The organism is Nodularia sp. LEGE 04288, assembly GCF_963896525.1.
Taxonomy (GTDB): Bacteria; Cyanobacteriota; Cyanobacteriia; order Cyanobacteriales; family Nostocaceae; genus Nodularia.
On record NZ_CAWQOY010000066.1, the window covers coordinates 34569 to 56377 of the forward strand.

The following is a 21809-nucleotide window of genomic DNA, read 5'->3' on the forward strand; positions in this document are numbered from 1 at the left end:
TCCTCCAGAGGGATTACTCAAAGACTGCGAAATGCCATTGTCTAACTTAATAGATATATATGAGAAGATGTAGCCATTTAATTTTTATTAAAACTCGATGACGAGCGTCAATAGTTTATAGGAGATCATTCAGGGTGCAGGGTAGTCAAACAAGCGTCACAATCTTAATGGCAGATGATGATGAAGATGACCGCATATTAGTTCGTGAGGCATTGCTAGAAAGCCAATTGCCCATCGATCTACATATTGTGAGTAATGGTGAAGAGTTGCTGAATTATCTGTATAATCGTGGTTTATATACTGACAAAAGTCAAGCTCCACGTCCAGGGTTAATTTTATTAGATTTAAATATGCCCCTAAAAAGCGGTCTTGAGGTGCTTGAAGATATTAAAACAGATGCCATCCTGCGGAGTATTCCCGTGATTGTGCTGTCTACCTCAAATGACAAAGAGGACATATACCATACTTACAATTTAGGTGCAAGTTCCTTCATCACTAAGCCAGTCACATTTGCCGCCTTAGTTGAAATGATCAAAAGTATAGGAAAATACTGGTTTCAAATAGTGCAACTGCCACTAGAATCCGTGGGAGGAATCAATGAACGAAAACCCGATCAAAGTTCTATTAGTTGATGATGATGAAGACGATTATATCTTAACTCGTGATTGGTTTAGGGAATTTCAGGTGGCTGGCTGCGAGTTGTCATGGAGAGATAGTTATGAAACGGGAAAGGATGCGATCGCACATCAAAATCATGATCTCTATCTGGTAGACTATCGTTTAGGAATGAATAGTGGACTAGAGCTATTACGCGAGGCGATCGCCAACGGATGCTCCTCCCCGATCATATTACTCACCGGTCAGGGAGACAGAGAAATAGACCTAGAAGCCATGAAAGCCGGCGCAGCAGATTATCTAGAAAAAAGCCAATTAACTGCACCCTTGCTAGAGCGTTCCATCCGTTACGCAATGGAGCGCAAACAAACAGAACAGAAAATCCGCCAACAAGCTGCCTTACTCGACATTGCCACCGATGCCATTTTTGTCCATGATATAGACGACCCTGTTTTATATTGGAACAAAGCCGCCGAAGATTTATACGGTTGGAAAAAAGCAGAAGTAATTGGCAAAAAAACCCAAGAGCTTTGGCATGAAAACAATGAACAGCTATTAGAACAAGCATTCCAACATCTCATGGAACATGGTTCATGGGAAGGAGAATTACATCAAAGAACCAAATCCGGCCAAGAAATTATTGTCGAAAGTCGTTGGACGTTAGTTAAAAACTTTGGTAATACACCACAATCCATCCTAGTTGTCAACACTGACATTACCCAAAAAAAGCAACTGGAATCTCAGTTTCTCAGGGCGCAAAGATTAGAAAGCATTGGCACATTAGCCAGCGGTATAGCCCATGATCTTAACAATGTTCTCGCTCCAATTATGATGACAGCACAACTTTTAGAGTCGCAAATGCATGATGAGCGCTCTCGGAGATTGTTGCCCATTTTGATCTCCAATGCTCAACGTGGAGCCAGTTTAGTTAATCAAGTATTATCATTTACTCGTGGAATAGAAGGAGAGCGGACTCTTTTACAACTCAAGCATTTAATTATAGAAATTCAGCACATTATCAAAGAAACCTTTCCCAGATCAATAGAAGTTACTAGCCAAATTCCCCAAAATCTTTGGACTGTATCCGGTGATGCCACACAATTACATCAAGTGCTGATGAATTTGTGTGTTAATGCTCGTGATGCCATGCCCAACGGCGGAAAACTAAAAATCTTGGCAGAAAATCTCTTAATAGATGAAAACTATGCCAGGATGAACATTGATGCTCAAGTTGGTTCCTATATAGTCATTACTGTCATCGATACAGGAATGGGTATTAGCCCAGAAATATTAGAGCGGATATTTGAGCCATTTTTTACCACTAAAGAAACGGGTAAAGGAACTGGGCTAGGACTTTCTACAGTCATGGGAATTATTAAAAGCCACGGTGGGTTTGTCAAAGTACACAGCCAACCAGAAAACGGCAGTCAATTCCAGGTTTATTTGCCCGCCCAAGATATCACAGAAACCATAGAAGAAATAGAGCAGAGTTTGCCCCAAGGTCATGGCGAACTGATTTTAGTTGTAGATGATGAAGCTGCTATTCGGGATATTACGAAAACATCTTTAGAAAACCATAATTACCAAGCAATCACAGCCAGTGATGGTATTGAGGCCATAGCTTTATATGTAGAAAATCAAGATAAAATATCTCTTGTTTTAACAGATATGGTTATGCCCTCTATGGACGGAATCACAACCATTAAGACATTGCAAAAAATCAACCCAAAGGTAAAAATCATTGCCGTCAGTGGACTAGCCACAACAGAGAAAGTCAATGCAGCTCATGATGTGGGCGTTAAAGCCTTTTTAGCCAAACCTTACACAGCTAATCAGTTACTGCAAACCATTAGCGCTGTTCAAAGTAGGAATTAGTATCGCTATCAGGAAGACAAAAGTAGCCAAAAAATTGAATTGTTTTATTTTCTCAGCCTGAAGAAACTGGGAAAAAGGAGCAAATATCCTCTAGGCTGAATATATATAGGAATCCGGTTTGATTTATGAAAAAATTAAGTATTGTAGTGGCGTGGCAAGCTTAAAATAGTGCATTAGAGAAAAAGCTGAAAACATCGATTCATCTCAATTTTCTCAAAAATCTATTGCAACATTTTAGCCTTGCCACGCCAGTAGGGTGCGTTAGGATGAAGTCCGTAACGCACCATTATTAAGGCTTTGGTGCGTTACGCTACCGCTAACACACCCTACGTGTCTGTTCAAAAATCAAATAGTAGTCCTATATATTAGTTCCTTTGAGATGGTGGCAAATGCGAGATCCACAGAAGAACCATATTAAAATTGATCCGGCAACACTTGTGTTAATTGTGTCTGCCTTAATTCTCTTACCCCTGATAATTACTGGCTTTTTCTTTCAGTGAACGTCAAGCAGCAGGAACCTGTCCCTCTCCTTCTCCCTACAGCCCTAGTACCGCAAGGCGGAAGTCAAAAGTCGAAAGTCAAAAGTCAAAAATATTATCCTCTAGGCTTTTCATTGATTTTGAATGGTCTGTTTATTTCCGCCGACCTGTACTAGGTAAGAAACCACCGTGTACACACACATGATTAAATCTCCAAATCATTTTTTGTAGTTGTCGCGTCGTGCAATGCACCATCTTCGATTCTCGGTGCGTTAGTCCTAACGTCCATAACACACGCTACCAAATGAAAGTGGATCAGGTTTTTCAACTTGTGTGAACATCGTGGTTCCTTGGTAAGGAGAGGCTTTTCTCCCTAAACCTCTTCATCTTTGATGCGGATGCGGCGCTCAAACACCTCTTTAATCACCAGTGTGACACCAGCAAGTCCCGCTAACACCACCGAAGCGGCAAAGGCACTTTGGGAATCATAATTGCGATAAGCCCCTTCTACATATAGGGTAAGGGTCTGAGTCCGGCCAATTAAATTACTCGAAACCACAGCAATAGCACCATACTCTCCCATAGCACGAGCCGTAGTGAGAATAATTCCATAAAGCAATGCCCAACGAATAGAAGGCAGTGTCACTCGCCAGAAAGTTTGCCATTCTCCAGCCCCCAAGGTTTTAGCAGCTTCTTCTTCCTGAGTCCCGACTTCTTCCAGTACTGGGATGACTTCACGAGCAACAAAGGGCATTCCCCCAAGCATCGTCGCCAGAGCAATGCCGGGAAAGGAAAAGATAATCCTGATATCCAAAGATTGTAGCAGGGGACCTAGTAGCCCATTGCGTCCATAGAGGGAAACCAGCATTAAACCTGCCACAATGGGCGAAATAGAAAAGGGCAAGTCGATAATGCTCAACAGCAGAGTACGTCCCCGAAACCGACGGCGGGCAATTACCCAGGCTGCACATAGCCCAAAAACAACGTTGAAAGGTACAGCTATTCCTACAGCCATTGCTGTCAGGCGCAGGGCTTGAGTAAAGTCGGGGTCGATGAGGGTGGCGAAAAACGGGCCAATACCCCGGCTGAAAGCTCCAATAAATACATAAAGGGTAGGAAGAAGCAAGACCATCGCCAAATAGGTCACGACTGCCGCAATCAAAGCAATTTTTCCCCACTCTCTACCTTTCTCGGACTTGACTTCACCGGGGAGAGACTGGATAGATTTAGATTCAGCCGTCATAGCGTTGCCTCCAAGCTTGTAATACGTTCACCATCAGCAAAAGTACCAGGGAAATCAGCAGTAACACCGTGCCAATAGCCGTAGCCCCAGCCATGTCGTTTTCCTCTAGGCGCTGAAAGACTAGAATGGGGGCAATTAAATCTTGATAGGGAATATTAGCTGCAATCAAAACCACTGAGCCATATTCCCCTACAGCACGGGCAAAAGCTTGGGTTGTACCAGTGAGGATGGCAGGTATCAGCGGCGGCAGCACAACCCGCCAACAAGTTTCCCACCGGGAAGCCCCCAAAGACCAGGCAGCTTCTTCGATGGTGTAATCTAGCTCTTGCAGCACAGGCTGCACGGTACGAACCACAAAAGGGACAGAAATAAATACCATGGCCACCGCTACCCCCAGGCGAGTGAAGGAAACCCGAATGCCAAGGGGAGTCAGAAATGAGCCAATCCAGCCTTGCTCACTGTAAACTGTGGCGAGGGTGATACCTGCAACTGCTGTGGGTAGAGCAAAGGGCAGGTCAATCACCGCATCTAAAACCCGTTTAAAAGGGAATTCGTAGCGCACCAGCACCCAGGCTGTGGCAGTGCCAGCCACACAGTTGATAGCGGCGGCAAAGAGGGCAGTGCCAAAGGTGATGTTATAGGTTGATAGGGCAACGGGAGCAGTAGCCAGCCGCCAAAATTCTGCTGGTGAGAGGGTTGCAGCCCGCAGTATTAAGGCGGACACAGGCAGCAACAAGACGATGGAGAGATAGGTAATGGTGACCCCCCACGGCAAAGAAAAGCCCTTGAGCCAATTTTTGGGCGCGGAGGGGGAGGTAGACTGTGTTTTGGAAACTGTCATGGCTACAGAATATGAGTTAGACCTAGCGACTTGCTATATTGGCTTGGATGTCGTCAAAGATTGCGCCATCAGCAAAGAATTTGGGGCTGACTTGATTCCAACCGCCAAAGTCTGCGATGGTGAACAGGGTGGAGATTTTGGGATAGTTTTCGGCAAATTCCGCGACTACTTCCGGGATGACAGGCCGGAAGCCTACTTTGGCGAATTCGCGCTGGGCTGGGGGGGTAAAGAGAAACTGGACAAATGCTTCTGCTACTTCGCGGTTACCTTGCCGATCCACATAGCTATCTACTACGGCAATCGGGCTATCAATAGAAATATTAATATTGGGAACTACATAAGGTAAGTCCTGTCCCTGCTGTTTAGCTAAGATGACTTCGTTTTCATAGTTAATCAGTGCATCTCCTTGTTTTTGGGCAAAGAATGCATCAGTGGCTTCACGGGCATCTCTGGGTAAAACTGGCACGTTGCCGTAGACTTTAGTTACAAAGTCTTTGGCTTGTGCTTCTGTGCCGCTTGTTTTGATTACATTCCCCCACAAGGCCATGTAGTTCCAACGAGCGCCACCGGAGGTTTTGGGGTTTGCCGTAATCACTCTGACATCATCGCGGGCTAAATCATCCCAGGTTTTAATATTTTTGGGGTTGCCTTCGCGGGTAACGATGACTCCCACAGAGCTGTGAACAATACCGTCGCCGTTGGGTGTCTTTTTCTCCCAGCCTGCTTTAATCAGTCCGGCATCCTGGATTTGCTGGGTGTCTGCCGATAGTGCTAGGGCTACTATGTCGGCTTCTAAACCGTTAATCACTGCACGAGTTTGGGAGCCTGAGCCGCCGTAGCTTTGGCCAAAGGTGACTGTCTGTCCGGTTTTGTCTCGCCAGTATTCTGTAAATAGGGGAATAATGTTTTTATATGCGGCGCGGGTGACAGCGTAGCTCACCAAGGTAAGTTCTTTTCTTGTGGAAGCGCTGCCACTATTACCAGGAGAGCAGGCAGCGATCGCACTAATCAAGCTGACTCCTACTAGAAACAGCGGAATAAAGCTTTTTAAAGACGTGCCTTTCCATCGATTGCAAATATCTAGCCACATACCGACCTGATGCTCCTGAATTTAAATCTACAGTTAATCGATTAAGATTTAGTATTTTAGCAATTAGTCATAGATATTACTTACATATTTGGAAATGTTGGATTTTAAATTGTTTTGGTGATATATTGATTAGTCGTTTTTATCCGTCTGATCTAAACTTTCCCATATCTCCGCTCTCGTTGCTGGTAGGCACACAAGGCGCGGTGAAATTCGTTACGGTCAAAATCTGGCCAAAGAGCATCAGTAATATAGATTTCTCCATAGGCCATTTGCCAGAGGAGGAAATTTGAAAGGCGCATTTCGCCACTGGTACGGATTAATAAATCGGGGTCAGTAATTCCGGCTGTGTACAGGTGACGCTCAAATAACTGTTCATCAATTTCATCAGGTTGAATAAGACCTTGCTGCACTTTTTCGGCGATCGCGCGGCAAGCTTGTAAAATTTCCTGCCGTCCGCCATAATTAGTAGCTACCGTAAACCGAATGGCACGATTATTCTTGGTTTCTGCCATTGAGCGGGAGATTTCTGCTTGCAGCGATCGCGGCAGAGCATCCAAGTTGCCCACAAACTGGATTTGCACATTCTCCTCGATCATTTCCCGTAGTTCTTGGCGTAAAACTTTTTGGAACAAGGTCATCAAAAAATCTACCTCTTCCTGGGGTCTTTTCCAGTTTTCAGTAGAAAAAGCATAAGCCGTTAGTGCCTGAATGCCCCAATCTTGACAACAGCGCAGCAAATCTTTCAGGGCATCCACTCCTCGCTTATGTCCCATAATTCTGGGTAGACCTTGAAGTTTAGCCCATCGACCATTGCCATCCATAATCACTGCAACGTGCTTTGGCAGTAGTTCTCGTTTTAAGTCAGAGGGTAAATTTTGCAATTCAGTTTGTTGTGCTGTCATTTTTTATTGCGAGAAGCGGTCGATGGTAATCCGAGTACACGTGAAACTAATCCTATTGCCTTACGACCCACCTGAAGACCCAAACCTAACAGACTAGGAGCAACAGCTTCCCGATCTACAGAGGTTGATAATCGAGCATCTAAAGACTCTTTGAGTGTCCTAATGGTGAGTGGTCTATTCAGATTTCCTCGTTCCGCTAAGGAAATAGAACCCGTTTCTTCTGATACAACGACACAGATACAATTTTCGACTCGCTCAGTAATTCCCATCGCCGCCCGATGGCGTGTTCCCAACTGGCGCGAGGCTGTGCGTCCCGAAAGTGGTAAAATTATACCTGATGACACAATCCGCGAGCCACGGATCAAGGTTGCCCCATCGTGCAGTAAAGTTTTTGGCTGAAAAATTGTTTGGATCAGTTCCTTAGAAACATCCGCATTCAGCTTGACTCCCGGTACAGAAAAATCCCGCTCGTGAATTGGACCAGTTGTTTCCAAAATCAGCAAAGCTCCTATGCGGTTTTTTGAAAGTTCTTTCACCGCATCCACAATTTCATCAATCACACTATCAGACTTGGGGATAGTTAAACTGGATGGTTTAAATAACTGCTGAAATTCACCACGTCCCACTTGCTCCAAAAATCGGCGAAACTCGGACTGGAGAGCAACCGCCATCGCCACCGCGCAGCCAATCACCAATTTTTCGAGAACAAAATTTAGCAGTGGTAGACCCATTCTGCCACTGATTGCTGAGGCTAGCATCAAGAGAATAAAACCCCGTACCATCCACAGTGTTCGGCGCTCACTAATAATAACTAGTATGATGTAAGTCAGCGCTAACACTAACAAGATATCCAGAGTCCCAAGCAGCAAGGACTGCGACCATCCCAGGTTTGTCAGCCATTGCTTCGGTGAATCTCTCATGACATCTGGATTACTCTTTGTTCTCCCTCAATATTCGGTCATTTCGCTGTCATTTTCATGCCCCAAAGGTTTACGCTTGAGGCATTAACAGTTATCAGTTATCAGTTATCAGTTTTATAACTAGTGAAAGACCACACCAATTAGTGGAAAGCTTTGGTGGCGGGTTTCAATTCCTCACATATGCCTGTTAACTGGTAACTGTTAACTGATTTCAACTGGTTACTTCTGCACGTTTAGTCTGTCTGGCAAACAATCTTGTCGAATCAAGTCCTGATAACTTTCGCGGCGCAAAATTAAATTGGCCTCGCCATTCACCACTACAACAGCTGCTGGCCGGGGTAAGCGATTATAGTTAGATGCCATACTGTAATTGTACGCACCAGTTCCCATAATTACCAGAATATCCCCTGGTTCAGTTTTTGGCAGTTGAGCGTTTTTAATCAGAATATCCCCTGATTCACAATGCTTACCAGCAATGGTTACTGTTTCGGTGAGCGGAGCAGATACCTTGTTGGCAACTACTGCGCGATAAACTGATTGGTAAGTAATTGGTCGGGGATTATCAGACATACCGCCATCAACTGAGACGTAGGTACGAATTTCGGGTACGACTTTCGTTGATCCAATAGTATAGGCCGTGATGCAGGCCGTGGCAATCAGCGATCGCCCAGGTTCACACAACAATTTCGGCAAAGGCAGATTTGCGGCTGTACAAGCGGCTTGAATGACTTCACAAATCGCCTTGACCCATTCTTCAATACTGGGGGGATCATCAGATTCGGTGTACCTAATTCCTAGACCGCCACCAACATTCAATTCTGTGATACTTAAACCGTAATTTGCCGCCTTTTGTAACCACTGCACCATCACAGCTGCCAAATCTTGATGGGGTTGGCGTTCAAAAATTTGAGACCCAATGTGAGCGTGTAACCCTACGCAGTTTAAGCAAGGTTGCTGACTGACAAAGGTAAATACCTCGTCCAAATCATTGGGGTCAAAGCCAAATTTACTATCTAAATGTCCCGTGCGAATGTATTCGTGAGTATGGCATTCAATCCCTGGTGTTAACCGCAACATGATGCGGATGGGGGAAGATGTCCCCGGTGCTTGTTCTGCTATGTTCACCAAGGTATGCAGTTCTTGCCAGTTATCCGCCACAATGGTACAACCAGAGTCGATGGCTAAAACTAGTTCTTCACGAGATTTATTATTACCGTGGAGATAGAGTTTATCAGGACTAACACCAGCATTCAGCGCTGTGTAGAGTTCGCCTCCTGAAACTACATCTATTCCCAAACCTTCGGATGCTGCGATCGCGCAAACAGCTAGACAATTCCAGGCTTTTGAGGCGTATAATACCTGAGATTCTCCCTGGTAATATTGCTTAAATGAATCGCGGTATTGCTGACAAGCTAAACGCAGCGTTTCTTCATCTAAAATGTACAAAGGTGAACCAAACTGCTGCACTAGGGTTGTGACATCACACCCACCAATCTCCAGGATGTCTTGACTATTAACTTGAGCGGTCAAAGGCAAAAGTTCCTGATTGGGGGAAACATTAGCCTCTGAGTTGCGCCTTTGAGGTAAATACTGACTACCAGCATATTGAACCTCTGTGGGGTGAGTCGATACCATAGTTTTTATAAATTATCCTTGCTCAAAGTTGAAATTTTTTTGGGCGTGGCGTGAGAAAGTCACCCGATTCTCAGTTTACCGAAAATATCACGGTAACAGGAGATATGCCTAACTTCAGTTCGCTATTGTCTCCCCATTCCCCATTCCCCATAAACGTGACTTCATTAAATTTAAAGCTTAAAACACTGACTTCAGAGGATCTAAGTGCAATCCTGGAACTAGATCAAGCCTGTTTTGGCGGTCTGTGGACGATGGAAGGCTACCAAAGAGAGTTAGACAGTCCTAACAGTGAATTATTGGGTTTGTTTTCCCCCCTGGCTCCGTCAAAGCTGCTGGGATTGGGCTGTTTTTGGGCAATTTTAGACGAAGCACACATTACAATTTTGGCGATTCATCCCCAATATCACCGTCAAGGCTTGGGGCAGGTTTTACTATATTCTTTGCTGAAGGCTGCTTGCGATCGCGGTTTAGAACGATCTACCCTCGAAGTCCGAGCTTCTAATGTGGCGGCTATATCTTTATATGAAAAATTTGGCTTCAAAATAGCGGGGCGGCGTAAGGGTTATTACCAAGATAATGGCGAAGATGCTCTGGTGCTGTGGCTCTCAGATTTACCAGAAACTTTGGATAATTGGTACATTACTGTGAGCGATGGGCAAAGCCCCCCCTCCGGGGATCGCTTGCGCCAGTCTTTTTGGCAAATACTTTGAGTAACTTACAAATCCCCCCCTGCTCCCCTGCTTCTTCGGCGCTGAAAATGAGCAAACCGCGATCAGGATCACAGTAATGATCAAAAATTCAGGTTTCCGGCAAATTATTTGATTGAAATATTTAATCAATAAAAAGTTTGACTTTAGAAAAATATATAGGTTGGCGATATTCTTGACTTGATCCGGATGAATATGTTAAAAGTTAATGTTTGTAAATGGTTGAATAAACCCTTAACCATCGTGGTCTGTTGCATAGTAGTCAAGCCCAGAAACACTGGTAGACTCAAGCCCCTCAGTATAGCAGCCAGATAAAAAGTAATAAATAATTAACAATTACGCCATCATCTGGGGCGAAACTTTCTGGTCGCCTATAATCTTTATACAGGCATCCAAAAGCCGAGCCTGTGCTAAAATCAGCATACCGGCACGACGCAGGTGATGGGAAAAATGTATGTTTGAACGCTTCACAGAAAAAGCCATTAAGGTAATCATGCTGGCCCAAGAAGAGGCCCGCCGCTTAGGTCACAACTTTGTCGGAACCGAACAGATCCTCTTGGGTCTGATTGGGGAAGGTACGGGAGTTGCGGCCAAAGTGTTGAAATCAATGGGTGTCAATCTTAAAGATGCCCGCATTGAGGTAGAAAAAATCATAGGCCGGGGTTCGGGCTTTGTGGCTGTGGAAATTCCGTTTACGCCACGGGCAAAGCGAGTTTTAGAACTATCCTTGGAAGAAGCGCGCCAATTAGGGCATAACTACATTGGCACCGAGCATCTGCTGTTGGGCCTGATCCGGGAAGGGGAAGGTGTGGCAGCCAGGGTGCTAGAAAATCTAGGGGTAGATTTATCGAAAGTACGAACCCAAGTTATCCGAATGCTGGGAGAAACAGCAGAGGTTTCAGCCACTGGTCCATCGGGACGCACCAAAACTCCAACTTTGGATGAGTTTGGCTCGAACTTGACCCAAATGGCGACGGACAACAAGCTAGATCCAGTTGTAGGACGCGCCAAAGAAATTGAACGAGTGATCCAAATTTTGGGTCGCCGGACTAAAAATAATCCAGTATTGATTGGTGAACCAGGGGTTGGTAAAACAGCGATCGCTGAAGGTTTAGCATCGCGCATTGCCAACAAAGATATCCCCGATATCCTGGAAGATAAGCGCGTAGTCACTCTAGATATTGGCTTGCTAGTAGCAGGAACCAAGTACCGGGGTGAATTTGAAGAACGCCTCAAGAAAATCATGGATGAAATCCGCTCTGCGGGTAATGTCATTCTGGTGATTGACGAGGTACACACCCTAATTGGTGCAGGTGCGGCGGAAGGAGCCATTGATGCAGCAAATATCCTCAAGCCAGCTTTGGCTAGAGGGGAGTTGCAGTGTATTGGAGCCACAACCTTAGATGAGTACCGCAAGCACATCGAGCGAGATGCAGCCCTTGAGCGACGCTTCCAGCCAGTAATGGTGGGTGAACCGTCAGTTGATGAAACTATTGAAATCTTGCACGGGTTGCGCGAACGCTACGAGCAACACCACAAGCTGAAAATCTCTGATGAAGCGCTTGTAGCTGCGGCCAAATTATCTGACCGTTACATCAGCGATCGCTACCTTCCAGACAAAGCCATTGATTTAATCGATGAAGCTGGTTCTAGGGTACGTTTGATTAACTCCCAATTGCCACCAGCAGCCAAAGAGTTAGACAAAGAACTACGTCAAATCTTAAAAGAAAAAGACGACGCTGTACGCGGACAAGACTTTGACAAAGCTGGCGAACTGCGCGATCGCGAAATGGAAATCAAAGCCGAAATCCGCGCGATCGCTCAAAGCAAAACCAGCGCCACCGGGACTGAAGGTGAAGAACCTGTAGTTGACGAAGAGGATATTGCTCACATCGTCGCTTCCTGGACTGGCGTACCGGTGAACAAGCTCACCGAATCGGAATCCGAGAAGCTGCTGCACATGGAAGATACCTTGCATCAGCGCTTAATCGGTCAAGAAGACGCAGTGAAAGCAGTTTCACGGGCAATTCGTCGCGCTCGTGTCGGTTTGAAAAATCCCAATCGACCCATCGCTAGTTTTGTCTTCTCCGGTCCAACTGGTGTAGGTAAAACCGAGTTAGCGAAGTCCTTGGCTTCTTACTTCTTTGGTTCCGAAGAAGCAATGATCCGCCTGGATATGTCGGAATACATGGAACGCCACACCGTCAGTAAACTGATTGGTTCGCCTCCTGGTTATGTTGGATATAACGAAGGCGGTCAATTAACTGAAGCTGTCAGACGGCGACCTTATACAGTGGTGCTATTCGACGAAATCGAAAAAGCCCACCCCGATGTCTTCAATATGCTGTTGCAAATTTTGGAAGACGGTCGGTTAACCGATGCCAAAGGTCGCACGGTAGACTTCAAGAACACCTTGCTGATTTTGACTTCCAACATTGGTTCTAAGGTAATTGAAAAAGGCGGCGGCGGTATCGGCTTTGAATTCGCCGATGATGCTACCGAGACTCAATACAACCGCATTCGCTCTTTGGTGAACGAAGAACTGAAGCAATACTTCCGTCCTGAGTTCCTCAACCGACTAGATGAGATTATCGTCTTCCGTCAGTTGAGCAAGCCAGAGGTGACACAAATTGCCGAAATCATGCTCAAGGAAGTATTTGGTCGTCTAACTGAGAAGGGTATCGTCTTAGAAGTTACCGATCGCTTCAAGGATCGCTTGATTGAGGAAGGTTACAGTCCGAGTTACGGTGCAAGGCCGTTACGTCGAGCGATTATGCGCTTGTTAGAAGATAGTCTAGCGGAAGAGATTCTGTCTGGTCGCATTAAGGATGGCGATACAGCCATAGTTGATGTTGATGAGAATGGGATTGTCCAAGTTAGTTCTGAACAACGCCGGGAATTGTTACCCCAAGGCATTGAGTCGTAGTTAATAATTTGTAAAAGTTGAAGATGCGGTAGGGAATTTTGATTCTCTGCCGTTTTTTTTGTGTCACGCAGAGGCGCAGAGACGCAGAGAGGAGGAAGAGGGGTTTTGATCTAGGATTAAATTTTAAATATAGTAATAACAGGTATTGACAGTTATGATGTTTAGTGATGTGGTTGAAGCGATAAAATGTTTTTCAACTGAAGAGAAGTTACATATTCAATTATTATTGCAGCAATATTTACGGGAGGAACGCCGGGAGGAAATTTCTCAAAATTTGCAAGCAGCAAAGCAAGAAGAAGAAAATGCTGAACTTCGATTTTCTGCAAATATTGATGAACTGAAACAATTGATAGAAGAGTGATGATAGTCGTAAGTTTTAGTTCTGCATTTAAACCCAAATAGGTTTATGATGTTGTATTTTATAGTAATAATTATCAAAAAGCTAAGTTATAGTTATTAGAAGATGAGTATGAATCGATTGAAGGTAGAATTTTAGTGTCCGCTCCATAAATCCAAAAGATAGGTAATATGACTAGCAATCCCAGTGGGTTTTCAGTTGGTGGTTCTGTTAGTGGCAATCTTAACAATATTCAAGGTAATAATATCAGAGCAGTGCAAGGAAATAATAATCAGGCAGTTCTGGGAGATGGTAATCAACTTACACAACAGAATCAAGTTGTTACTGATACTGGAACACCGTTAACCAAAGAAGGTATCGTAAAGTTGTTAACAGAACTCGAAACTTTGGTTGAAGGAGCAGAATTACCAGCAAATACTAAAGAAGAAGTAATTGAAGACTTGGGTGTTGCAAAGAAAGCAACCGACAAAGAAGAACCAAATAACAGCAGAGCATTAGAGCGTTTAGGAACTGTGGCAGAAACACTTGAGAAAACTAGCAAAACAGTAGATGCAGGAAAAAAAGTTTGGTCTACTGCGAAGCCTATTATTGTGAAAGTTGCAACTTGGTTAGCTGCTGCTGCTCGTTCTGACCTATTGGGTCTGTAGGAATTAATTTATGAGTCAGTTACCTGATAGTTCTGACTCACAACAGCCTGATGCTAATGCACCGCATCAGACTGATACTGCCGTAAATCACAATTTAAATCAAGGTAATGATATCAGAGCCATTCAAGGGAATGGTAATAACAACAATATTCTAGGTGATAATAATACTGTTAATAATAATTATTATTATCCTTATCTCTTAAATAGAGACTTAAAGCCTTTAACTTTGTTTGGCAAGTTGGTAAGCTATTTCCAAGTTATATTTTTCTTATTAGGAACCTTAATATTTTGGCTTCTCTTCGGTTTTTTTACTGATTACTCTTTCCCATATGCTCAAACTATTGAGTTACTTCTTTGCTGCTTTACAGGAAAAATAGCTGCAAAGGTAAATAATTTTCAACAACAAGTTCAAAAAAACGAATTTGCTTCACAATTAGATAATCATGAACAAGTTAAAAAATTAAATAAGTTAGAATCTCAAATTTGGCTATATGAAAAAATAATTGCAAGACTCAGTACAAACGGAAATGGAAGCCATGAAAGAGTTGCTAAAACACTAGAAGTATTAGAACAAAAAAGAAATTTAGTTGAAAATGAATTAGAGCCTCGAAGACCGAAGAAATATCAAACTCTAAACAGGATTCAAAAATTTTTTCAAGCACTTATAATTAGTGAAGAAGAGAAAGATTATATTCAGATTGAAAATCTAGTTAATTCCATGAATAAAATTCAAACTTCAGAAATTATATTTGTTGAAGAATTACTAGATAAAATTAGTAAAGATATAAAAGCGAAAGAAACTCAAATAAGCCCTAAGAGATTAAAACTAATTTATAAAATTGAGCAATTAATTAAAAAAATATCCTCACTTAATATCTATAAAAATGATGGCAATGAAGATATTAAAAAATTCCAAAAAATAATAAATGATCTTGGTTACCAAAGAGATGTGGCAATAGAAAATTTAGAGGAAAAATTAGTAGACTACAATTTAAGATTACATGAAATTGATAACCTATATAAAAACATAAAAAAATGTGAAAATTATATTAGTCAATTAAATTCTCAAATAATTGATTTTCGTGAAGAAATTAATAAACTTAATGGTATAAAAACTAACCAACAAAATCAAATCCTCCTTCTAAATCAAGAGTTAAGTAGAAAAAATAGTTTAGAAAACCAACAAAAAATATTAAATTCTCAAATAGAAAAACTACTTCAAGAACAGCATCAATACAAAGTTAAAATAGAAAATTTAAATCAAGAGATACGAAAACAATCTCAAGAAATATCAAGAAAATTAAGAGGCTCGGAATATATAGGAATTTTAACCAATGAAAATTATCACTTTCATAGAGATTGTAATCACTGGAAGAGTTTAGCACTAGAATATATGATGTATGATAATAAACGCAAAATTTACATTAATACGAATCCTAGTATCTTTCAAAAGCATGGACTTAAGGCGTGTTCATTCTGCCAAGAAAAATCTAGGAGATAATACTTTTCATTAATTGAACGATTCATATATAGCTGTGAGTGCGATCGCATGATCACTTAAGAAGGGTTGAATAGCAAACCTCACTTGACTTCGACAATATTCACAACATCCATTTGCACGTTTAGCGACAGCTTTTTTCTGTTGTGCTGTGACTCTTTTTTCAGACATAAACTTGCGTCTGAATACCTAAACTTTCCATCAACGCATTCAGCGAAATTCCTCGTAAATTCGCCAACTCTACCAAATATTCAATGCGTTGTGCTTGCTGTTTTTCAATCTGTTCAGTTAAGCTCAATAACTCTCTATATTCCTCATCAGTTAGAGTTTCTGCTTCTCTTTTTGCTATTAAATCATTGTAATAGTTCTGAATATCTAAAGAAATCCCCTGATTAATTTTTAATAACAATTCTGACTCCTGTTGCATCAAACTCGGAGCAGTACGTTGTGCTTGTAAAGCGATAACTTGAGAAATAAACTGCTTTAAATCTGCTTGACTCAATTGCTCAACAGCTTTGATCAAATCTTCTGAAGACAATTGTAGTTCAACTTTCATTGTTGGCATTTTGCATCTCACCAGCTAATATATTACTATTCAATAAAAACTCGCATCACTGGTATTTCTCAGTTAGATAACTGACATAATCTGCAACAATATTTTCATCACTTGATATGTCTGTACCTTTAGCAATACCATGCAGTCGGGATAAGTTACCCTTCTTTGAGACTGGTTGAGTTTCTTGTTGGATTGATTCTAATAAAGTTTGTACCAATAGCCAGCGTTGACTCATTGGTAATTTCAAGACTTGTTTTTGCAATTCTTGTAATGTCATGAGCAGATATTTGAGTTTGTTTTATCTCAATCATACATAAACGCAGAACATCTCTCTCAGTGAAGCTTCAACCATTCGCTCTAAACCTCCGAGTTCCAAAGCATGGTGGTTGGCTGCATTGGTGGAGATAGTGCGATGGCGTAACCGCCCAGCATAGCTGATCTCGTAACCGCCCAGCGTAGTTGATCACCTAACTTACCGAATACATCGCTTTTAAATAAATTCTAGATTGATTTAGCACTAGGATGTAGAGTCTTTGATCAACCTAGACTGCTTCCTCATTCAAGTTGGCAAAATGTCTGAATTATCGGTGGCTAAACTGATTCGTCGATTTGAACAATTGTCTTAACTAAAGATGCGATCGCCTTTTCAATCATTTCCCATCCGGTTGGTGAACTGAAATCAATTCCTAAAAATGTATTGCTGACCAGATAAAGCTAATTGTGTGTCAGATTTATTACAATTAATTCATTTTTCTCATATACTGAATTTCCTGTGTCATGATTAAAATCATGCGACATAATCTGAGTAACCTCGCATAACGACTATAGGCAGGGATTCGCACCTATGAAAGCATCATTACCTGATGACGAAGCGGCAAGAGTTGAGGCGCTTTTAGAGTATAAAGTTCTTGATACCCAACCTGAAGAATCTTTTGATGAACTGACTCGGTTAGCTTCGTATATTTGCGGTACTCCCATCGCCTTGGTTAGTTTGGTTGATACCAATCGCCAATGGTTTAAATCTAAAGTTGGTTTAGAAGCCCTAGAAACCCCACGTGATATAGCATTTTGCGCTCATGCTATTTTGCAAAAAGATGTATTTATCGTTCCTGATGCCACAACTGATGAACGATTTGCTACTAACCCACTAGTAACATCAAACCCCAACGTCCGGTTTTATGCGGGTATACCTCTGACTAATGTTGAAGGACACAGTTTGGGAACCCTTTGTGTCATTGACCAAGTACCGCGTAATCTGACGGAGGAACAAGTAAATGCTTTACGCATTTTAGGTCATCAAGTTATTAAGCAATTGGAACTGCGACGTAATTTAGCGAGTTTGATACTCGTAAATCAGGAGCGTCAACAATCAAAGAAAGCCCGGTTTAAATTTTTCAAAAAGATTGCGGGAGGATTGGGATTAGCATCAGCAATTCTCGTCCTCATTGGTTTGGTTTCATATCAGAATACAAAAACTTATCTAGAAATTAGTAATCAACAGCAAAAAACTTTAGAGAAAATCAATATTCAAGAACAATTACTTTCTCTGATGACAGATGCTGAAACTGGACAGCGTGGTTATATTCTCACAGGTGAAAAGTCTTATTTAGAACCTTATGAATTGGCAGTTACCAAGATTACTCAACAAATCCAATTATTGAAAACATTAACAGCAAATCAAGTTAATCAACCAAGACAGATTACTACTGTAGAAACTTTGATAGCAGCCAGACTGGCAGGAATTAAACAGAATATTGAGTTAAGACAAAACCAGGGATTTGAGGCTAGTTTGCAGGTAATCAAAACTAATCAGGGTAAAAATCTCATGGATGATATCCGCGAGATGATTAATGCAATGGAGCAAGAAGAACAAGAACGGCTTCAGCAACAGTCTTTAGCCGCAAGAAGCAGCAGACGTAATACTATTATGACAGTGGCGATCGCCATTTGTCTGTGTTTTATCATTCTGGCTTTTGTCTACTACCAGATTTATCGAGAAGTTAGTGAGCGCACACGTACAGAGGAAATACTCAAAAAAGAACGCAATTTTATTTCGGCTGTCATAGATACAGCTAGTGTCTTGGTAGTAGTTCTGGATTTGCAAGGGCGAATTGTGCGCTTTAATCAAGCTTGTGAACAAACCACAGGTTACTCATTTAATGAAGTGAGTAATAGACATTTTTGGAACTTGTTTTTAATTCCAGAAGAGGTGGAACCAGTCAAAGCATTTTTTGAGCAGATAGCTAATGGTCAGAAAATCAAAGACTACAATAATTACTGGGTAACAAAATCTGGGAATCGGCGGTTGATCGCTTGGACTAATGCTCACCTGAAAGACGAACAAGGTAACATTGAGTATATTATTGCTACTGGTATTGATATTACTGAACGTCAGCGAGCAGAAAAACATTTGGCTGCTCAATATGCTACTACCAGCGCTTTAGCAGCATCTGTCACCATTGCTAAAGCTACACAAGGCATCTTGTCAGGTATCTGCCAGAGTTTGGCATGGGATTTGGGTGAAATTTGGATACTAGATCAGCAAACAAATGTGCTGCGGTGTCTCGACATCTGGTATGGATTAGCCCCTGAACTACAAGAGTTTGAAAGAATCACCAGACAAACTATTTTTGCGCCAGCAATGGGATTACCAGGGCGGATATTGGCTAGTGACGAACCTATATGGCTCATTGATGTAGCGGATGATGAGAGTTTTCTGAGAATGGAAGTTGCGGCTCAAGTGGGATTGCACGCAGCTTTTGGTTTTCCTATCCGTAGTGGCAACATTACTATAGGTGTGATGACTTTCTTCAGCAAAACAATTCAGCCACAAGATGCAGATTTGCTGAAAGTGATGATGTCTATTGGTAATCAGGTCGGTCAGTTTATCAAACGCAAGCAAGCCGAAGAAGATTTACATCGACAAAACTTGCGATCGCAATTATTAGCTGATGTGACTTTAAAAATTCGTGAGTCTTTACAAATTGATGACATTCTGCAAACTAGCGTTACAGAAGTACAAAAACTATTGCAAGCAGACCGAGTACTGATATCGCAATTGCAAGGCAATCATTCTATAACAGTACTAAAAGAAGCTGCAATTCCTGAATTACCTGTGGTTATGGGTCAAAACATTATGGAACCTTGTTTCACAGATAATTATCTCCAGAAATACTATCAAGGTAAAATAGGCGTTATTCATGATCTAGCACAATCTGACATCGAGCCTTGCCATAAACAATTACTGGAACAATTTCAGGTCAAAGCTAATCTGGTGATTCCTATTTTCCGGCAACATAAACTTTGGGGATTGCTAATTACCCATCAGTGCAATCATCCCCGGCAATGGAATAATTGGGAAATTGAACTTTTGCGATCGCTTGCTGATCAAATCGGGATTGCTTTAGCTCAAGCCAATTTACTGGAACTAGAAACACGCCAACGACAAGAACTAGAAATTGCCCGCGAACAAGCAGAATTAGCTTCTCAAGCCAAAAGTGCTTTCTTAGCCAATATGAGTCATGAAATTCGCACACCCATGAATGCGGTTTTGGGAATGACTGGCTTATTATTAGAAACTGATTTGAATCCAGAACAGCGTGATTTTGCCGAGACAATTCGCATTAGTGGCGATGCGCTTTTATGCTTAATTAATGAGATTTTGGATTTGTCAAAACTAGAAGCCGGAGAAATGATTCTGGAAACTTTAGATTTTGACTTATCTAGTTGTGTAGAAGAAGTTTTAGAATTATTAGCACCCCAAGCCCATAAGCAGGGATTAGAAATTGCCGGCTTGATTCATCGCAACGTTCCGGTTTATCTCCAAGGTGATGCTAGTCGGCTGCGCCAAATTTTGATGAATCTGGTTGGTAACGCCATCAAATTCACCAGCAGAGGAGAAATTGTCGTCCGAGCCGAACTGCGAAATCAAACCCCAAATACAGCCTGCATCAATTTTTCCATCACAGATACAGGTAACGGTATTTCCTCTGAAGACCAAAGCAAACTATTTCAGCCATTCACCCAAGTGGATGCTTCCATTACTCGCAAGTATGGTGGTACAGGTTTAGGACTAGCTATTTGTCACCAGTTAGTTAGTTTGATGGGGGGAAAAATTGGGGTAAACAGTCAGCTAGGAAAAGGATCTCAATTTTGGTTTGAACTAGCTTTTAATCAGCAGTCTCAGCCTGTTTCCCCTGTACAGGACTGGGAAATTCTCACCCATCGGCGCTTGTTAGTAGTAGATGATAATGCTACCAACCGGAAAATTATCTATCATCAAGCTACCCGTTGGGGAATGCAAGTAGATGCGGCGGACAGTGCAGCCCAAGCCCTGAATGCTTTACAAACTGCTGCTGAAAAAGGAATGCTTTATGATGTGGCTTTGATTGATATGCAAATGCCGGAAGTAGATGGTTTAACTTTGGGAACACAAATCAAAGCAAATCCTTTAATTGCGGATATTCCCATCATTATGTTGACCTCTACTAATCAAAGAGATGAAGTTCAAAAAGCCTTAAATATAGGATTTGCTAGTTATTTAGTCAAACCTGTAAAACCATCTCGGCTATTCGATACAATCATTAATATCTTGGAAAGCCGACCAACATCTCCCAAAATTGAGCAACCAATTATTCCTAAAACTGGCTTGACTAAATCCAAATTGAAAATTTTGGTAGCCGAAGATAATTTAGTCAATCAAAAAGTTGCCCTGAAGCAACTGCAAAATTTAGGTTATGCAGCTGATGTTGCAGACAATGGTCAAGAAGTTTTACAGCTATTAGAAACAATTGCCTATGACTTAATTCTCATGGATTGCCAAATGCCAATTTTAGATGGTTTAGAAACTACTAGAGAAATTCGTCGTCGTCTTCATCCGCAACCCGTGATCATTGCCATGACAGCTAATGCCATGAAAGAAGACCAACAAAACTGTCTAGATGCTGGCATGGATGATTATTTGAGTAAACCAGTAAAAAAAGACAAATTAGGAGCCATACTAGAGCATTGGAGCCAAGTAATTTTGAATACAAATGTTGATTTTGAACTAGCAATTGATTGGGAACATTTACATCAGCTTTCGGAAAATAACACCGAATTTGAATTGGAATTATTACAAATATTAGTTGAAGATAGCCAGTTACATTTAGAAGCAACCAAAGCTGCCATCGCTGCCAATAATTTTCAGCAACTAGCGCGAGAAGCACATCATCTCAAAGGTGCAAGCGCCAATGTAGGAGCTATATCTATGCAGCAAGCTGTAGAAAAGCTAGAACAAATGAGTCATAAACAAGAGTGCATCGGTGCAACTGAAATTATGGTAGAATTAGAAGGCTTTCTACAAGAAATTAAAGCTTTTTTAGCAGCAAATGACCCTAATAATCAAGCTAAATAATGCCAAAATTCTGGGACACGTTCTTTCTATTTGAGACGCTAAGACTAATAGCTAAAGCGTTTCGTCAGAGAATGCAGTTCGTTCTGCCACATCCTGATTAAGTCTTGCTGAGAAAGACCAAA

Annotated in this window: 17 protein-coding genes; 8 read left to right on the top strand and 9 right to left on the bottom strand. The window is 41.9% G+C overall.

All coding sequences use genetic code 11. The annotated features are described in order from the left end of the window. Nucleotides 1–134: 134 nt before the first annotated feature. Both AACX33_RS05010 and AACX33_RS05015 read left to right on the top strand, forming a co-directional pair. Entirely contained in the window at nucleotides 135–632 is a 498-nt protein-coding gene (locus tag AACX33_RS05010; protein WP_194001618.1) for a response regulator, read from the top strand. Further along, nucleotides 598–2490 carry a hybrid sensor histidine kinase/response regulator gene (locus AACX33_RS05015; RefSeq protein ID WP_194001616.1) on the top strand — a complete coding sequence of 631 codons (1893 nt, stop codon included), beginning with the start codon at nucleotides 598–600 and terminating at the stop codon, nucleotides 2488–2490. Before AACX33_RS05010 ends, AACX33_RS05015 begins: the two co-directional genes overlap by 35 nt. Before the next feature lie 852 nt (nucleotides 2491–3342). Here AACX33_RS05015 and cysW read toward each other — a convergent pair. The 6 genes from cysW to lysA form a co-directional block, all read right to left on the bottom strand. Next, nucleotides 3343–4212 (bottom strand): sulfate ABC transporter permease subunit CysW, encoded by an 870-nt coding sequence (gene cysW / locus AACX33_RS05020; protein ID WP_194001614.1) that lies wholly within the window; start codon nucleotides 4210–4212, stop codon nucleotides 3343–3345. After that, nucleotides 4202–5053 carry a sulfate ABC transporter permease subunit CysT gene (gene cysT, locus AACX33_RS05025; protein WP_194001612.1) on the bottom strand — a complete coding sequence of 284 codons (852 nt, stop codon included), beginning with the start codon at nucleotides 5051–5053 and terminating at the stop codon, nucleotides 4202–4204. The genes cysW and cysT overlap by 11 nt, the downstream gene beginning before the upstream one ends. Before the next feature lie 22 nt (nucleotides 5054–5075). Beyond that, the gene (locus AACX33_RS05030; protein WP_194001610.1) at nucleotides 5076–6143 is read right to left on the bottom strand and encodes a sulfate ABC transporter substrate-binding protein; all 1068 of its coding nucleotides are present in this window, start codon (nucleotides 6141–6143) and stop codon (nucleotides 5076–5078) included. A gap of 152 nt (nucleotides 6144–6295) precedes the next feature. Next, the gene (locus tag AACX33_RS05035) at nucleotides 6296–7045 is read right to left on the bottom strand and encodes an isoprenyl transferase (RefSeq protein WP_194001608.1); all 750 of its coding nucleotides are present in this window, start codon (nucleotides 7043–7045) and stop codon (nucleotides 6296–6298) included. Then, complete coding sequence (cdaA, locus tag AACX33_RS05040) at nucleotides 7042–7965, bottom strand: diadenylate cyclase CdaA (protein WP_194001606.1); 924 nt, start codon at nucleotides 7963–7965, stop codon at nucleotides 7042–7044. The genes AACX33_RS05035 and cdaA overlap by 4 nt, the downstream gene beginning before the upstream one ends. A gap of 219 nt (nucleotides 7966–8184) precedes the next feature. Continuing rightward, nucleotides 8185–9600 carry a diaminopimelate decarboxylase gene (gene lysA, locus AACX33_RS05045; RefSeq protein WP_194001604.1) on the bottom strand — a complete coding sequence of 472 codons (1416 nt, stop codon included), beginning with the start codon at nucleotides 9598–9600 and terminating at the stop codon, nucleotides 8185–8187. 155 nt (nucleotides 9601–9755) lie between these two features. Between lysA and rimI the strand changes: the two genes are divergently transcribed. The 5 genes from rimI (at nucleotide 9756) to AACX33_RS05070 (ending at nucleotide 15739) form a co-directional block, all read left to right on the top strand. Beyond that, complete coding sequence (rimI, locus tag AACX33_RS05050) at nucleotides 9756–10310, top strand: ribosomal protein S18-alanine N-acetyltransferase (protein WP_194001667.1); 555 nt, start codon at nucleotides 9756–9758, stop codon at nucleotides 10308–10310. Nucleotides 10311–10761: 451 nt separating this feature from the next. Beyond that, on the top strand, nucleotides 10762–13233 hold the full coding sequence (locus AACX33_RS05055) for an ATP-dependent Clp protease ATP-binding subunit (protein ID WP_194001602.1): 2472 nt from the start codon (nucleotides 10762–10764) through the stop codon (nucleotides 13231–13233). 154 nt (nucleotides 13234–13387) lie between these two features. Continuing rightward, nucleotides 13388–13594 (top strand): hypothetical protein, encoded by a 207-nt coding sequence (locus AACX33_RS05060; protein WP_194001600.1) that lies wholly within the window; start codon nucleotides 13388–13390, stop codon nucleotides 13592–13594. A gap of 167 nt (nucleotides 13595–13761) precedes the next feature. Continuing rightward, entirely contained in the window at nucleotides 13762–14238 is a 477-nt protein-coding gene (locus tag AACX33_RS05065) for a hypothetical protein (RefSeq protein ID WP_194001598.1), read from the top strand. A gap of 10 nt (nucleotides 14239–14248) precedes the next feature. Continuing rightward, a complete protein-coding gene (locus tag AACX33_RS05070; protein WP_194001596.1) occupies nucleotides 14249–15739 on the top strand; it encodes a hypothetical protein in 1491 nt (496 codons plus the stop codon). Between the two features lie 9 nt (nucleotides 15740–15748). Here the strand turns inward: AACX33_RS05070 and AACX33_RS05075 are convergent, their stop codons facing one another. Genes AACX33_RS05075 through AACX33_RS05085 form a run of 3 tightly spaced genes read right to left on the bottom strand, consistent with a single transcriptional unit; the run spans nucleotide 15749 to nucleotide 16569 of the window. Next, nucleotides 15749–15907: a hypothetical protein gene (locus AACX33_RS05075; RefSeq protein ID WP_194001594.1), complete on the bottom strand. Its 159-nt coding sequence runs from the start codon at nucleotides 15905–15907 to the stop codon at nucleotides 15749–15751. After that, the gene (locus tag AACX33_RS05080) at nucleotides 15900–16292 is read right to left on the bottom strand and encodes an STAS/SEC14 domain-containing protein (RefSeq protein ID WP_228049073.1); all 393 of its coding nucleotides are present in this window, start codon (nucleotides 16290–16292) and stop codon (nucleotides 15900–15902) included. Before AACX33_RS05080 ends, AACX33_RS05075 begins: the two co-directional genes overlap by 8 nt. A 55-nt stretch (nucleotides 16293–16347) precedes the next feature. After that, nucleotides 16348–16569 (bottom strand): hypothetical protein, encoded by a 222-nt coding sequence (locus tag AACX33_RS05085; RefSeq protein ID WP_194001590.1) that lies wholly within the window; start codon nucleotides 16567–16569, stop codon nucleotides 16348–16350. 567 nt (nucleotides 16570–17136) lie between these two features. Between AACX33_RS05085 and AACX33_RS05090 the strand changes: the two genes are divergently transcribed. Further along, on the top strand, nucleotides 17137–21687 hold the full coding sequence (locus AACX33_RS05090; RefSeq protein ID WP_194001588.1) for a response regulator: 4551 nt from the start codon (nucleotides 17137–17139) through the stop codon (nucleotides 21685–21687). The last annotated feature ends 122 nt before the right edge of the window (nucleotides 21688–21809 follow it).